The following is an 11,950-nucleotide window of genomic DNA, read 5'->3' as shown; positions in this document are numbered from 1 at the left end:
CCAGCATGAGCGCTCCTTCGGCACCCGATTCCGACGACGAGTTCCGATTTCTCGATGGCGATGCCGCTCGAGTCGGCCGCACCACCCCGCTGCCGCCGGTCTCCCGAGTGACTGCGAACACGGCCGATCACCGAACAGTCAGCGGGCTCAGCTTCGACGGTGCGTTCGCACCCGAGCTCGTGACGCTGCACGGCGCCGGCCTCAACGCGCACAGCTTCGATCCGATGCTGCTGGCGCTCGGCCGCCCCGCGCTCGCATTCGATCTGCCCGGACACGGGCGTAGCTCATGGCGCGATGACGCCGATTACCGACCGGATCACCTCGCGGTCGACATCGCGGACGCCATCGAGCAGCTCGCACCCGAACCCGTTACCCTGCTCGGCCACTCCCTCGGGGGTTTGGCTGCCGCGTTGACTGCCGCTGCACGACCGGAACTTGTGCGTCAGGTGATCCTCGTCGATATGACTCCCGGTGTCTCACCGGCGCGCGAAGCCGGGGTCGTGCGCGAGTTCATCCAAGGTCAGCGCGACTTCGGCAGCATCTCCGAGATCGTCGAACGCGCCGAACGGTTCGGCATCGGTCGCGACCGCACCGCGCTCACCCGTGGCGTGACGCTGAATACGCGACTGCGGCCCGACGGACGCCTTGAGTGGACGCACCACCTGGCGCATCTCGACGGGCTTCCCGCCGCGGGCGACCCTGAAGACCCGCAACCGTACGCGCAGATCTGGGCGTCGCTCGAATCGCTCGACGTGCCCATCGCGCTCATCGCGGCGTCAGCCGGCATGCTCTCGACAGATCACGTGGACCAGTGGCGCGAGGTGCTGCCGCCCAGCTCCGTCATCACGTTGAATGGCCCCCACAACCTCCACGAGGCGGCTCCGCGCGAACTGGCGGATGCCGTTCGCAGCCTGATGCAGGGCTGACCGGCGCGCGACCGCTCAGGTCACACGACCGCGCCGGGCTCCTCGGCTTGCAGGCTCCGCAGAATCGCGTTGCGCAGATCGACAGGCGGGCAGTTGCTATCCCGCTCTTCGGCGCAGGCGCGCTTCACGACGCTCGTGAGCTGTTCGCACACGTGCTGTTCGTTCTGGCACGACGAGCACTCGGCGATGTGCTCTCTGATCGGCGCCGATTCTTCCGCGCAGAGCTCGCCGCGGAGCAGCTCGTACAGATTCGCCTTGGCCTGCTCGCAATCACTCATCGCGCTGCTCCCTTCTTCGTCGGTTTCGTTCCCGCATTGAGTCCAACGCCCTGCTCGTTCGCATATTCCCCGAGGGTCTTCCGCAATCGTGCCCGGCCGCGGTGCAATCGACTCATCACCGTGCCGATCGGCACCTCCGCGATGTCAGCGATCTCCTGGTAGCTGAAGCCTTCGACGTCGGCCAGATAGACCGCCATCCGGAAGTCTTCGGGCAGCGCGTTGAGCGCCTGCGTCACGACCGAGTCGGGCGTGCGGTCGATCGCTTCGGCCTCGGCCGACCGCGATGACATGGCGGTCGTCGATTCGGCCCCACCCAGCTGCCAGTCCTCGAGCTCGTCAACCGCCCCCAGATGCGGCTCCCGCTGCTTCTTGCGGTAGGTGTTGATGTAACTGTTCGTCATGATGCGGTACAACCAGGCCTTGAGGTTGGTCCCCTCCTGGAACGACGCGAACGCCGAGAACGCCTTCAGGTAGGTTTCCTGCACCAGGTCCTGCGCATCCTGAGGGTTTCGCGTCATTTTCATGGCTGCGCCGTACAGCTGATCGAGCATCGGAAGCGCCTCCGATGTGAAGCGCTGTTCCAGCTTCGCCTGCGCTGCGGTATCACTCACACTCTCGATCCTACTGTCGAGCACGACCGGTAGACTCGACGACGATGCTGATCGCGAAGATGAACCCCGGAAAAGACGGCGAAGAAACGGGCACCGGAGAGGGTGTCGAGGGCGCTGCCGCGCACTGGCCGGCGCCGGTCGCCGAGGGCGCGCTCCACGCGACCGTGGCGCTCCCGGGGTCGAAGTCGTTGACCGGCCGAGAGCTCGTACTTGCGGCGCTCGCCGACGGGCCGGGCCTGCTGCAGGCCCCCCTGAAGTCCCGCGATTCAGCGCTCATGGTCGATGCACTCCGCTCGCTCGGCACCGAGATCGAGGAGATCCCCGGTGCGCACGGCGCAGACCCCGACCTGCGGGTCACACCGGCCGCTGAACTCACGGGGTCGACCACCATCGAGTGCGGGCTCGCGGGCACCGTCATGCGATTCGTGCCTCCCGTCGCCGCACTCGCGCTCGGCCCCGTCGCGTTCGACGGCGATCCCTACGCGCGCAAGCGTCCCATGCGCCCCGTGCTCGACGCGCTGCGCGCACTCGGCGTCGACATCGCCGACGAGGGCCGCGGCGCGCTCCCCTTCACGGTGCACGGCACCGGCGGTGTGCGCGGCGGCCGAGTCGAACTCGATGCCTCGCTCTCGAGCCAGTTCGTTTCGGCGCTGCTGCTCGCGGGAGCCCGTTTCTCCGAGGGCGTGCACGTCGTGCACACGGGCGACCGCCTGCCGAGCCTGCCGCACATCGAGATGACCCTTGCCGCACTGCGGGCCCGCGGAGTCGCCGTCGAGACGCCCGCCGTCGGCGAATGGATCGTGCACCCCGGGGCGATCCGGGCCGCCGACGTCACGATCGAGCCCGATCTTTCGAACGCTGCACCGTTCCTGGCCGCAGCGATCGCCGTCGGCGGTTCCGTCACCGTGCCGCTCTGGCCGGCCGAGACGACGCAGGTGGGCGACCTCTTGCGCACACTTCTGCATGCGGAGTTCGGAGCCGAGGTGCAGCACGGGGCCGACGGATCACTCACGGTGCGCGGCGACGGTACCGTTCCGGGCGTGTCAATCCACGTTCCCGAGGCCGGTGAACTCGCCCCGACTCTGATCGGGCTCGCCGCGCTCGCGGCGCACGGCACCGACGGGACCGACGGCGCACCCAGCGAGATCACGGGCATCGGGCATATCCGTCACCACGAGACGGATCGTATCGCTGCGCTCGTCGCAGAAATCAACGCACTCGGTGGCAACGCGTCAGAGCTCGAAGACGGCATCGCGATTCGGCCCGCCGCACTGCACGGTGGCGTCTGGCACAGCTACGCCGACCATCGCATGGCGACCACCGGGGCGCTCATCGGACTCCGCATTCCCGGCGTCGAGGTCGAAGACGTCGCCTCCACGGCGAAGACTCTCCCCCGCTTTACCGAGCTCTGGGACCGCATGCTCACCCGCCCGTCGACCACGGAGACCAGCGGCGCAGCGATCGACGTCGCTTTCGAGGCGGGCTCCACCGTTGCTCCGCAACTCGGGGCGCTCGGCCGGGCCGCTCGCGGGTTCCTCGAAGGGATCTGACCGCGTGAGCTGGCTGACTCCCGACGACGATGACGGCGATGATCCGTACGCCGCATATGCCGACCACCAGGTACGTCAACGCCCGAATCCGAAGGCGAACCGACCGCGCACGAAGCGTCGACCCGAGCACGCGGATGCGGTCATCGGCATGGTGACCGCGGTCGACCGGGGGCGCTACACCGCACTGGTCGATGCCGCAGCCGACCCGTCGAATCCGCACGAGCGATCCGTGCTCGCCTCGCGTGCACGCGAACTGCACCGCACCCCCATCGTCATCGGCGACCGCGTGCAACTCGTCGGCGACACCTCGGGCGATGAGGGCTCGCTTGCGCGCATCGTCGGCGTCGAAGAGCGACGCACCCTGCTGCGCCGCAGCGCAGACGACAGCGACCGCGTCGAACGCGTGATGGTGGGCAACGCCGACCAGATGCTGATCGTCGTGGCCGCGGCGAACCCGGAACCGCGGGTGCGACTCGTCGACCGCTATCTCGTGGCCGCGTACGACGCCGGCATCACTCCCCTCATCTGCATCACCAAGGTCGACCTCGCCGACCCGGGGCCGTTCCTCGACCACTTCGCCGCGCTCGAAGTGCCCGTCTTCCGCTCCGCACCCGATGCCTGGCCGCTCGCCGAGATCCGCGAGTCGCTCGCCGGGCGCACCACCGTGTTCGTCGGGCACTCCGGCGTCGGAAAATCCACACTCATCAACGCCCTCGTACCCGAAGCCGACCGTGCGACGGGGCACGTCAACGAAGTGACCGGGCGCGGTCGGCACACGTCATCATCGTCGGTCGCGCTGCGCGCGCTGACGCCAGGTGCCGCGGGCGGCGGTTCGGGATGGGTCATCGACACCCCGGGCGTCCGTTCGTTCGGCCTCGGGCACGTCACCGCCGAGGGCATCTTGCGGGGGTTCACCGACCTCGCGCAGATTATCGACGAGTGCCCGCGCGGGTGCACGCATCAAGACGACGCCCCCGACTGCGAGCTCGACGCCGCGGTTGCAGACGGCCGCCTCGATGCAGCCGGCGCTGCCCGCGTCGAATCGCTTCGCCGACTGCTGAAGTAGTCGCGCCGCGGTACGCATTCTCTGCCCACTGTTTCGCAGCTGCGCGAGACCCTGTGCGCTGCGCGCACCGAAGACACCGGCCGCTAGGCTGGCAGCATGACTGATCGCGTAGTGCTCGAAGCCGGCCAGCAGGCCCCCAATTTCACCCTCCTCGACCAAGACGGCAACACCCGCGCGCTCGCGCAGTACCAGGGCAAGCGCGTCATCCTCTTCTTCTATCCCGAAGCGATGACCCCCGGATGCACGAAGGAAGCGTGCGATTTCCGCGACTCCACCGCACCGCTCGAAGCCGCGGGCTATCACGTGCTCGGCGTCTCCCGCGATGCCGTCGAAAAGCTGCGCCGCTTCGCCGACCGTGACGGTCTCGAGTACCCGCTGCTGAGCGACCCCGACGCGGCAGTGCACCACGCCTACGGCGCCTTCGGCGAGAAGAACAATTACGGCCGCATCGTCGAGGGCGTGATTCGATCGACCTTCGTCATCGACGAGTCGGGCACGATCACGCACGCGCTGACGAACGTGAAGGCCACCGGACACGTCGCGCGCCTGCGCAAGCTTCTCGAGGTGTAGCCCGCGCGCTCACCCTGCGCTCCCGCAACGCGAACGCACCCCTTTCTCCCGAACGCACCGATGTTTTGATGGTCCGCTCGAGAGAAAGGGGTGCGTTCGTGTATGGGCGCGCGCGAGACCGGGGCGCGTGCGGCGCCAGGCTGCAGGGCAGCGGTGCGGTTCAGCCGTGCAGGGCTGCGTCGTACTCGACCCGCGGATCCGGCCGCGAGATCACGGCCGCAGCGAACCCGAGCAGCGCGACCGCGACCAGGCCGAAGCCGAACTGCCACGACCCGATCCCGAGCTGCAAGCAGCCCGTACCCGCGGCAAAGAGCAGCACGTGCAGGGTCAGGGCAGAGCCGCGCACCCAGCTCGGGCGGCCGCGCACCGCGGCGACGGCGGTGACGACGACCCACACGAACGCGATCACGGCCATGAGCACCAGGCTGATGTTCTGTGCGATGGGGCCGGCCGAGCGCACTGCCGCGACCAACGCGAAGACGGAGACACCTGCGAGCAGGAGCGATTCCAGCACGAGCAGCACCCTGAGCACGCGCCAACCCATCCGTGAACGGGGGTGATCAGCAGGTGTCTGAGGCATTGCGGCTCGCTTTCCAATCAATTGCAGGTTACCTATTGATTTGCATCTATTTCCGTGAAACTATATAACCCGTCGAGTATCGCGCACACCGACGTGAGCATTCTCAGCCACGTATTAGGTAGTTACGGCGCGAATTCTAGGCTATCCGGTCTCCGGAGTGTTCGCGTGCGTGCGTTACAGAGGAGGACCCCATGGATTGGCGTGAACAGGCAGCGTGTCTCACCGTAGACCCGGAGTTGTTCTTCCCGGTCGGGAATACCGGCCCCGCGGTGGAGCAGATCGAGCGCGCGAAGTCGGTGTGCGCACGATGCACCGTCACCGAGATGTGCTTGCAGTACGCCATGGACACCGGCCAGGATTCGGGTGTCTGGGGCGGGCTGAGCGAAGATGAGCGCCGCGCGCTCAAGCGCCGCGCCGCTCGCGCGCGCCGCGCCTCCTAGTCGCAGCAACGCAAGCGGGGTCCGGGTTCTCACTGAGAACCCGGACCCCGTTTGCGTACGCGCGCGGCGCAGCCCGTCGTGCTCCCCCGGCCGCGCTACCCAGTTCGCGGATTGGGGCAACTTCGGACCAGTGTTGCGACCGCAACTGAGGTCAGCACTGGTCCGAAGTTACCCCGATCGCACATAAGCGCCGGGGCGCCCGCAGCGCAGCGGCAACGCAGCGACAGCGCAACCCTCACAACGCCGCAGCGGGGCACGACCCGAAGGTCGCACCCCGCTGCGATCAGCGAACCCGCTGCAGATCAGTCGGTGCCGGCGTCGAACGCGGCCGACAGACCGAGCTCGTCAGCGTCTTCATCGATGCCGCCGACGGCGTTCGCGATCTCGGATGCGCCGCCCTGCTCGAGCTGGCCGACGAGACCCGCGATCGAGCCGCCGACGAGACCGAGCTGCGCGTACTGCTCGAGGCGCTGACGCGAGTCGGCGATGTCGAGGTTGCGCATGGTGAGCTGACCGATGCGGTCTTCGGGGCCGAATGCGGCACCCACGGTGCGCTCCATCGAGAGCTTCTCGGGGTGGTAGCTGAGGCTGGGGCCCTCGGTGTTGAGGATCGTATAGTCGTCACCGCGGCGCAGGCGCAGCGTGACCTCGCCGGTGATCGCCGAACCGACCCAGCGCTGCAGCGCCTCGCGCAGCATGAGCGACTCGGGGTCGAGCCAGCGGCCCTCGTACATCAGGCGGCCGAGCTTGCGGCCGTCGGTGTGGTAGCTCGCGAGCGTGTTCTCGTTGTGGATCGCGTTGACGAGGCGCTCGTACGTGATGTGCAGCAGCGCCATGCCCGGGGCCTCGTAGATGCCGCGCGACTTCGCCTCGATGATGCGGTTCTCGATCTGGTCGGAGGCGCCGAGACCGTGGCGTCCGCCGATGGCGTTCGCCTCGAGTACGAGCGCTACCGGATCGTCGTACTCGACGCCGTTGATCGCGACGGGGCGACCGGCCTCGAAGCGTACCGATACCTCTTCGGTCGCGATCTCGACGTCTTCGCGCCACGCGGCGACGCCCATGATCGGATCGACGATGTCGAGGCCGGCATCGAGGAACTCGAGCTTCTTGGCCTCGTGCGTCGCACCCCAGATGTTCGCGTCGGTCGAGTACGCCTTCTCGGTCGCGTCGCGGTAGGGGTAGCCGTTGGCGACGAGCCACTCGCTCATCTCGTGACGGCCGCCGAGCTCTTCGACGAACGTCTTGTCGAGCCACGGCTTGTAGATGCGCAGCGCGGGGTTGGCCATGAGACCGTAGCGGTAGAACCGCTCGATGTCGTTACCCTTGTAGGTCGAACCGTCGCCCCAGATATCGACGCCGTCTTCCTTCATCGCACGCACGAGCAGCGTGCCGGTGACGGCACGGCCGAGGGGCGTGGTGTTGAAGTAGGTCTTGCCGCCCGAGCGCACGTTGAACGCGCCGGTCTGCAGCGCGACGAGACCTTCTTCGACGAGGGGGCGCTTCGCGTCGACGTGGCGCGCGATCTCGGCGCCGTACTCCTTGGCGCGGCCCGCGACACCGTCGATGTCGGGCTCGTCGTACTGACCGATATCAGCGGTGTACGTGCAGGGCACCGCGCCCTTCTCGCGCATCCAGGCGACGGCACAGGAGGTATCGAGACCGCCGGAGAAGGCGATGCCGACGCGCTCGCCCACGGGAAGGGAAGAAAGAACCTTGGACATGCTCTCTATCCTAGGGCTCATCCGACCTTCGGAAATCCGCGGGCGAGCGCGAGCCTCGATCGGCCGCGAGCGACGCCGTTAGGAGATCAGGCCGAGTTCGCGCACCGCTTCGCGCTCGGCGACGAGTTCGGCGACGGAGGCGTCGATCCGTTCGCGCGAGAACGCGTCGATTTCGAGCCCCTCGACGATCTGCCAGGAACCGTTCGCGGCGGTCACCGGGAATGAGGAGATGAGCCCTTCGGGCACCCCGTATTCGCCGCGCGACACCACAGCGGCGCTCGTCCAGTGCGACGACGCCGACTCGCCGGTGCCCAGCATCCAGTCGCGCGCGTGCTCGATTGCGGCGTTAGCCGCGGAGGCGACTGAGGATCCGCCGCGCACCTCGATGATCTCGGCGCCGCGCTGGGCGACCCGTTCGATGTACGTGCCGCGGGCCCACTCGGCGTCGACCGATTCGAGCGCTGCCGTTCCGCGCACGGTCGCGTGGCTGAGGTCGGGGTACTGCGTCGCGGAGTGATTGCCCCAGATGGTGACGCCCTCGACCTCGGCGACCGGCGCCGACGCCTCGGCGGCGAGCAGTCCGACGGCGCGGTTGTGGTCGAGACGCGTGAGCGCGGTGAATCGGTCGGCGGGCACGTCGGGCGCGTGCTGCTGCGCGATCAGCGCGTTGGTGTTCGCGGGGTTGCCCACCACGACGACGCGCACGTCGTCAGCGGCGCCGGCGTTGATCGCGGCGCCCTGCGGCCCGAAGATCGCGCCGTTGGCGGCGAGCAGGTCGCCGCGTTCCATGCCGGCGGTGCGGGGGCGCGAGCCGATGAGCAGCGCGAGGTTGGCGCCGTCGAACGCGACATTCGCGTCGTCGGTGATCTCGACCCCGGCGAGCGTCGGGAAGGCGCAGTCCGCGAGCTCGAGCGCCGCCCCCTCGGCTGCGCGCATGCCCTGCGGAATCTCGAGGAGACGGAGCGACACGGGCCGATCGGGGCCGAGCAGGTCGCCGGCCGCGATCCGGAACAGTGCGGCGTAACCGATCTGGCCGCCGGCGCCGGTGAGCGTGATGGTGACGGGTGCGTGCGTCATGACGGTCCTATCGGCGATCGAAGGTGCGGGGGTCGGGGCCGAAGTTCGTGCCGGCCTCGAAGCTGTCGAAGACGGCGATCTCATCGGCACTGAGCTCGAAGTCGAAGATGTCGGCGTTCTCGATGAGTCGTTCGCGGCGCAGCGTCTTCGGGAAGATGACCCGGCCCTGCTGCACGTGCCAGCGCAGCACGGCCTGGGCCGGGCTTTTGCCGTGGGCCTGGGCGATCTCGATGAGCTCGGGGCGCTCGAAGAGGTCGGACTTGCCCTGCGCGAGCGGAGCCCACGCCTCGATCACGATGTTGTGGGCGGCGCAGAACTCCGCGAGTTCGCGGCGCTGGTGCAGCGGGTGCAACTCGATCTGGTTGACCGCGGGCACGACCCCGGTTTCGTCGATGAGCTGCTGCAGGTGCTCGACCTCGAAGTTCGAGACGCCGATGGCCGATGCCCGGCCCGACTCCGCGATGTCGATGAGGGATCGCCAGGCGCCGAGCGCCTCGCCGTGCATGGGCTGCGGCCAGTGGATCAGATACAGGTCGACGCGGTCGAGCTGCAGTCGGTCAAGGCTCTCTTGGAAGGCGTCGGCGGCGCGCGTCTGATCGGTGTTCCAGAGCTTCGTGGTCACGAAGACGTCGTCGCGGTCGAGTCCGCTCTGCGCGATCGCCTGACCGACCTCGGCCTCGTTGCGGTACAGCGCGGCGGTGTCGATGTGACGGTAGCCGAGGTCGAACGCGGTGCTCACGACATCCACGGTGTCGGCTGGTTCGACGAGATAGACGCCGACGCCGAGCTGCGGGATCGCAGTACCCGACGAGAGCGGAACGTTCGGAATCGAGAGTGCAGGCATGGGACCCTTTCGTTTCGACGCGAGGTGCCGGGCGGTCGATTCCGCGCGGCGCGACCGCGGCCAGTCTACGCCCGGACACCTGAGTGGGGGTCAGTGCCGTGAACACTGCGTAAACGGTGAGCGAATAACGCGCTGTTCAGGAACTTTTCGTTTTCGCGACCGTATCTGCGGTGCGACGATGAGCGTCATGAGCCCCGAAATCCTCATCCTGATCCTGGTGATCGTCACGGCCATCGGCTTCGACTTCACCAACGGATTCCACGACACCGGCAACGCGATGGCGACCTCGATCGCCACCGGCGCACTCCGCCCAAAGACGGCGGTGACCATCTCGGCCATCCTGAACCTCGTCGGCGCGTTCCTCTCCGTCGAGGTCGCCGCGACGATCACAAAAGACGTGCTGAAGATTCAGACCGAAAGCGGCGCGCTGGTCGAGGGGCTCTCTCCGGAGACCGCGATGATGATCATCTTCGCGGGGCTCGTCGGCGGCATCCTGTGGAACCTCATCACGTGGCTGCTCGGGTTGCCGAGCAGCTCCTCGCACGCGCTCTTCGGCGGACTCATCGGTGCGGGCATTGCGGGCATCGGCGCGGCCGGCGTCAACTGGTCAGGGATCCTGGCGAAGGTCATCGTTCCGGCGTTCCTCTCCCCCGTGATCGCCTGCGCGGTGGCGGCGGTCGGCACCTATCTCGTCTACGCGCTCACGAAGCGCGTGTCGGGAGCCCGCCGCGAGCGCGGCTTCCGCTGGGGTCAGATCGGCACGGCATCGCTCGTGTCACTCGCGCACGGCACCGGCGATGCGCAGAAGACGATGGGCGTCATCGCACTCGCGCTGATCGCCCACGGATCGCTCACGACCGAGGGCATCGAACAGAACGGCCTGCCGGTCTGGATCATCGTCGTCTGCGGCGTGGCGATCGCGCTCGGCACCTACCTCGGCGGGTGGCGGATCATCCGCACGCTCGGCAAGGGGCTCGTCGAGATCGATTCACCCCAGGGCATGGCGGCCGAGGCCTCCTCCGCCGCGATCATCCTGACCTCCTCTTCGATGGGCATGGCCCTCTCGACCACGCACGTTGCAACGGGATCGATTCTCGGTTCCGGTGTCGGCAAGCCGGGCGCGCAGGTGCGCTGGGGCGTCGCGGGCCGCATGGCGACCGCGTGGCTCATCACCATGCCCGCCGCGGGCCTCGTGGGCGCGGTCTGCTTCTTCATCGAAAACGGCATCGGCCGTCTGCCCGGGGCCCTCACCGTGTTCGCGATCCTCGTCATCGCTTCGGTGTGGATGTACCTGCGCAGTCGCCGCCAGCGCGTCGATGCGTCCAACGTCAATGAGGAGTGGACCGGCGACGTCGTTCCCTCCACTGACCCGGCCCCCGCAGCCAACTGATCACGGAGCCTCTCATGGACATTGATTTCGCAGCCATCCTGCTTTCCGCGCTCCGCGTGCTCGGCATCGGCCTGGTGCTCGGCGCGGGCCTTCCGGCGATCTTCGCCATCGCCATGCACCTCCAGGCGCGCGGTGCCGGCGACGTCGCGGTCGACGCGTCGGGCACGGTCACGGCGTCGGGCCCCCGCAATCCGGCACTCTCTGCGCTCGCGATCGTGCTGTTCGCGTTCGTCATCTGCGCGGTGATCGCGGGAGTGCTCTTCATCACGCGGCACAGCCTGCACCACTACTTCGGCATCACTGTGTTCGGAGGCTGACATGAGCGACAGCATCATCGCGGCGATCCTCCGCTGGCTGCGCGCCGGCTACCCCGAAGGCGTGCCACCGCAGGACTACATTCCGCTGCTCGCACTGCTCCGCCGCACGTTCTCCGAGGAGGAACTCGCGAAGATCAGTGAACGCCTCGCAGAGGTGCATGCGCCGGTCGCCGATCTCCCGGACGCCGATGTCCCCGGCGCCGATCTGCCCGGCGACGCTGACCTGACGGCGACGGGCGATCCGGAGCCCGCGGAAGCAGCAAACACCGATGAGGATCGCCGCAGCCTCGTGCAGCGCGTGCTCGACTGGCTGCGCATCGGCTACCCCGAGGGCGTGCCGAGCGCCGACTTCATTCCGTTGCTCGCCCTGCTGCGCCGCCGGCTCTCCGAGGAGGAGATCACCGAGGTCGCGCAGGCGCTGCAGCTCGAAGCCGGCGACGATCGCGAGATCTCGTCGATCGACGCCCGAGTGGTCATGAGTCGCGTGCTCAACGACCTGCCCTCGGAGGAGGATCTGGCACGGGTGCGCGAGCGCCTCGAGCGCGTGGGCGTCACGCTCGTCTGATTCACCGCTCAG

General features: G+C 68.1%; 14 protein-coding genes. 8 read left to right on the top strand and 6 right to left on the bottom strand.

Annotation, left to right across the window (positions count from 1 at the left end):
• Window positions 1–5 precede the first annotated feature (5 nt).
• Window positions 6–926, top strand: coding sequence for an alpha/beta fold hydrolase (locus AMS67_RS15225; RefSeq protein WP_053388110.1), 921 nt, complete (start codon window positions 6–8; stop codon window positions 924–926).
• Window positions 927–946: 20 nt separating this feature from the next.
• Here the strand turns inward: AMS67_RS15225 and AMS67_RS15220 are convergent, their stop codons facing one another.
• Window positions 947–1,204 (bottom strand): zf-HC2 domain-containing protein, encoded by a 258-nt coding sequence (locus tag AMS67_RS15220; protein ID WP_053353356.1) that lies wholly within the window; start codon window positions 1,202–1,204, stop codon window positions 947–949.
• Entirely contained in the window at window positions 1,201–1,815 is a 615-nt protein-coding gene (locus AMS67_RS15215) for a sigma-70 family RNA polymerase sigma factor (RefSeq protein WP_156316697.1), read from the bottom strand. Before AMS67_RS15215 ends, AMS67_RS15220 begins: the two co-directional genes overlap by 4 nt.
• A 44-nt stretch (window positions 1,816–1,859) precedes the next feature.
• On the opposite strand from AMS67_RS15215, the gene aroA reads away from it, so the two are divergent.
• The 3 genes from aroA to bcp all read left to right on the top strand — a co-directional run bounded on the left by aroA (window position 1,860) and on the right by bcp (window position 5,001).
• Window positions 1,860–3,365 carry a 3-phosphoshikimate 1-carboxyvinyltransferase gene (gene aroA, locus AMS67_RS15210; RefSeq protein ID WP_053388109.1) on the top strand — a complete coding sequence of 502 codons (1,506 nt, stop codon included), beginning with the start codon at window positions 1,860–1,862 and terminating at the stop codon, window positions 3,363–3,365.
• A 4-nt stretch (window positions 3,366–3,369) separates the two neighbouring features.
• Window positions 3,370–4,431 carry a ribosome small subunit-dependent GTPase A gene (rsgA, locus tag AMS67_RS15205; protein WP_053388334.1) on the top strand — a complete coding sequence of 354 codons (1,062 nt, stop codon included), beginning with the start codon at window positions 3,370–3,372 and terminating at the stop codon, window positions 4,429–4,431.
• A 96-nt stretch (window positions 4,432–4,527) separates the two neighbouring features.
• The gene (gene bcp / locus AMS67_RS15200) at window positions 4,528–5,001 is read left to right on the top strand and encodes a thioredoxin-dependent thiol peroxidase (RefSeq protein ID WP_053388108.1); all 474 of its coding nucleotides are present in this window, start codon (window positions 4,528–4,530) and stop codon (window positions 4,999–5,001) included.
• Window positions 5,002–5,161: 160 nt separating this feature from the next.
• Here the strand turns inward: bcp and AMS67_RS15195 are convergent, their stop codons facing one another.
• Window positions 5,162–5,515 carry a hypothetical protein gene (locus AMS67_RS15195; protein ID WP_241488108.1) on the bottom strand — a complete coding sequence of 118 codons (354 nt, stop codon included), beginning with the start codon at window positions 5,513–5,515 and terminating at the stop codon, window positions 5,162–5,164.
• 257 nt (window positions 5,516–5,772) lie between these two features.
• Here AMS67_RS15195 and AMS67_RS15190 point away from each other — a divergent pair, with 257 nt between their 5' ends.
• Window positions 5,773–6,021 (top strand): WhiB family transcriptional regulator, encoded by a 249-nt coding sequence (locus tag AMS67_RS15190; RefSeq protein WP_010156721.1) that lies wholly within the window; start codon window positions 5,773–5,775, stop codon window positions 6,019–6,021.
• 302 nt (window positions 6,022–6,323) lie between these two features.
• Here the strand turns inward: AMS67_RS15190 and argG are convergent, their stop codons facing one another.
• The 3 genes from argG to AMS67_RS15175 form a co-directional block, all read right to left on the bottom strand.
• A complete protein-coding gene (argG, locus tag AMS67_RS15185; RefSeq protein ID WP_053353361.1) occupies window positions 6,324–7,745 on the bottom strand; it encodes an argininosuccinate synthase in 1,422 nt (473 codons plus the stop codon).
• 78 nt (window positions 7,746–7,823) lie between these two features.
• The gene (locus tag AMS67_RS15180) at window positions 7,824–8,822 is read right to left on the bottom strand and encodes a malate dehydrogenase (protein ID WP_053388106.1); all 999 of its coding nucleotides are present in this window, start codon (window positions 8,820–8,822) and stop codon (window positions 7,824–7,826) included.
• Between the two features lie 7 nt (window positions 8,823–8,829).
• The gene (locus tag AMS67_RS15175; RefSeq protein WP_053388105.1) at window positions 8,830–9,666 is read right to left on the bottom strand and encodes an aldo/keto reductase; all 837 of its coding nucleotides are present in this window, start codon (window positions 9,664–9,666) and stop codon (window positions 8,830–8,832) included.
• A gap of 187 nt (window positions 9,667–9,853) precedes the next feature.
• Here AMS67_RS15175 and AMS67_RS15170 point away from each other — a divergent pair, with 187 nt between their 5' ends.
• Genes AMS67_RS15170 through AMS67_RS17905 form a run of 3 tightly spaced genes read left to right on the top strand, consistent with a single transcriptional unit; the run spans window position 9,854 to window position 11,938 of the window.
• The gene (locus tag AMS67_RS15170) at window positions 9,854–11,056 is read left to right on the top strand and encodes an inorganic phosphate transporter (RefSeq protein ID WP_053388104.1); all 1,203 of its coding nucleotides are present in this window, start codon (window positions 9,854–9,856) and stop codon (window positions 11,054–11,056) included.
• A gap of 14 nt (window positions 11,057–11,070) precedes the next feature.
• Entirely contained in the window at window positions 11,071–11,373 is a 303-nt protein-coding gene (locus AMS67_RS15165; RefSeq protein ID WP_053388103.1) for a hypothetical protein, read from the top strand.
• Window position 11,374: 1 nt separating this feature from the next.
• On the top strand, window positions 11,375–11,938 hold the full coding sequence (locus AMS67_RS17905; RefSeq protein WP_206541778.1) for a DUF3349 domain-containing protein: 564 nt from the start codon (window positions 11,375–11,377) through the stop codon (window positions 11,936–11,938).
• Window positions 11,939–11,950 lie beyond the last annotated feature (12 nt).

It is taken from the genome of Leucobacter japonicus, assembly GCF_001273855.1.
Taxonomy (GTDB): Bacteria; Actinomycetota; Actinomycetes; order Actinomycetales; family Microbacteriaceae; genus Leucobacter; species Leucobacter japonicus.
This window is presented reverse-complemented; position numbering and strand designations above follow the sequence as displayed.

What these genes read in the sequence shown, in the direction of transcription:
- AMS67_RS15165 (WP_053388103.1), top strand. Translation starts at nt 11,071, where the DNA reads ATGGACATTGATTTCGCAGCCATCCTGCTTTCCGCGCTCCGCGTGCTC.
- AMS67_RS15225 (WP_053388110.1), top strand. Translation starts at nt 6, where the DNA reads ATGAGCGCTCCTTCGGCACCCGATTCCGACGACGAGTTCCGATTTCTC.
- AMS67_RS17905 (WP_206541778.1), top strand. Translation starts at nt 11,375, where the DNA reads ATGAGCGACAGCATCATCGCGGCGATCCTCCGCTGGCTGCGCGCCGGC.
- AMS67_RS15190 (WP_010156721.1), top strand. Translation starts at nt 5,773, where the DNA reads ATGGATTGGCGTGAACAGGCAGCGTGTCTCACCGTAGACCCGGAGTTG.
- AMS67_RS15220 (WP_053353356.1), bottom strand. Translation starts at nt 1,204, where the DNA reads ATGAGTGATTGCGAGCAGGCCAAGGCGAATCTGTACGAGCTGCTCCGC.
- bcp (WP_053388108.1), top strand. Translation starts at nt 4,528, where the DNA reads ATGACTGATCGCGTAGTGCTCGAAGCCGGCCAGCAGGCCCCCAATTTC.
- aroA (WP_053388109.1), top strand. Translation starts at nt 1,860, where the DNA reads ATGCTGATCGCGAAGATGAACCCCGGAAAAGACGGCGAAGAAACGGGC.
- argG (WP_053353361.1), bottom strand. Translation starts at nt 7,745, where the DNA reads ATGTCCAAGGTTCTTTCTTCCCTTCCCGTGGGCGAGCGCGTCGGCATC.
- AMS67_RS15180 (WP_053388106.1), bottom strand. Translation starts at nt 8,822, where the DNA reads ATGACGCACGCACCCGTCACCATCACGCTCACCGGCGCCGGCGGCCAG.
- AMS67_RS15170 (WP_053388104.1), top strand. Translation starts at nt 9,854, where the DNA reads ATGAGCCCCGAAATCCTCATCCTGATCCTGGTGATCGTCACGGCCATC.
- AMS67_RS15175 (WP_053388105.1), bottom strand. Translation starts at nt 9,666, where the DNA reads ATGCCTGCACTCTCGATTCCGAACGTTCCGCTCTCGTCGGGTACTGCG.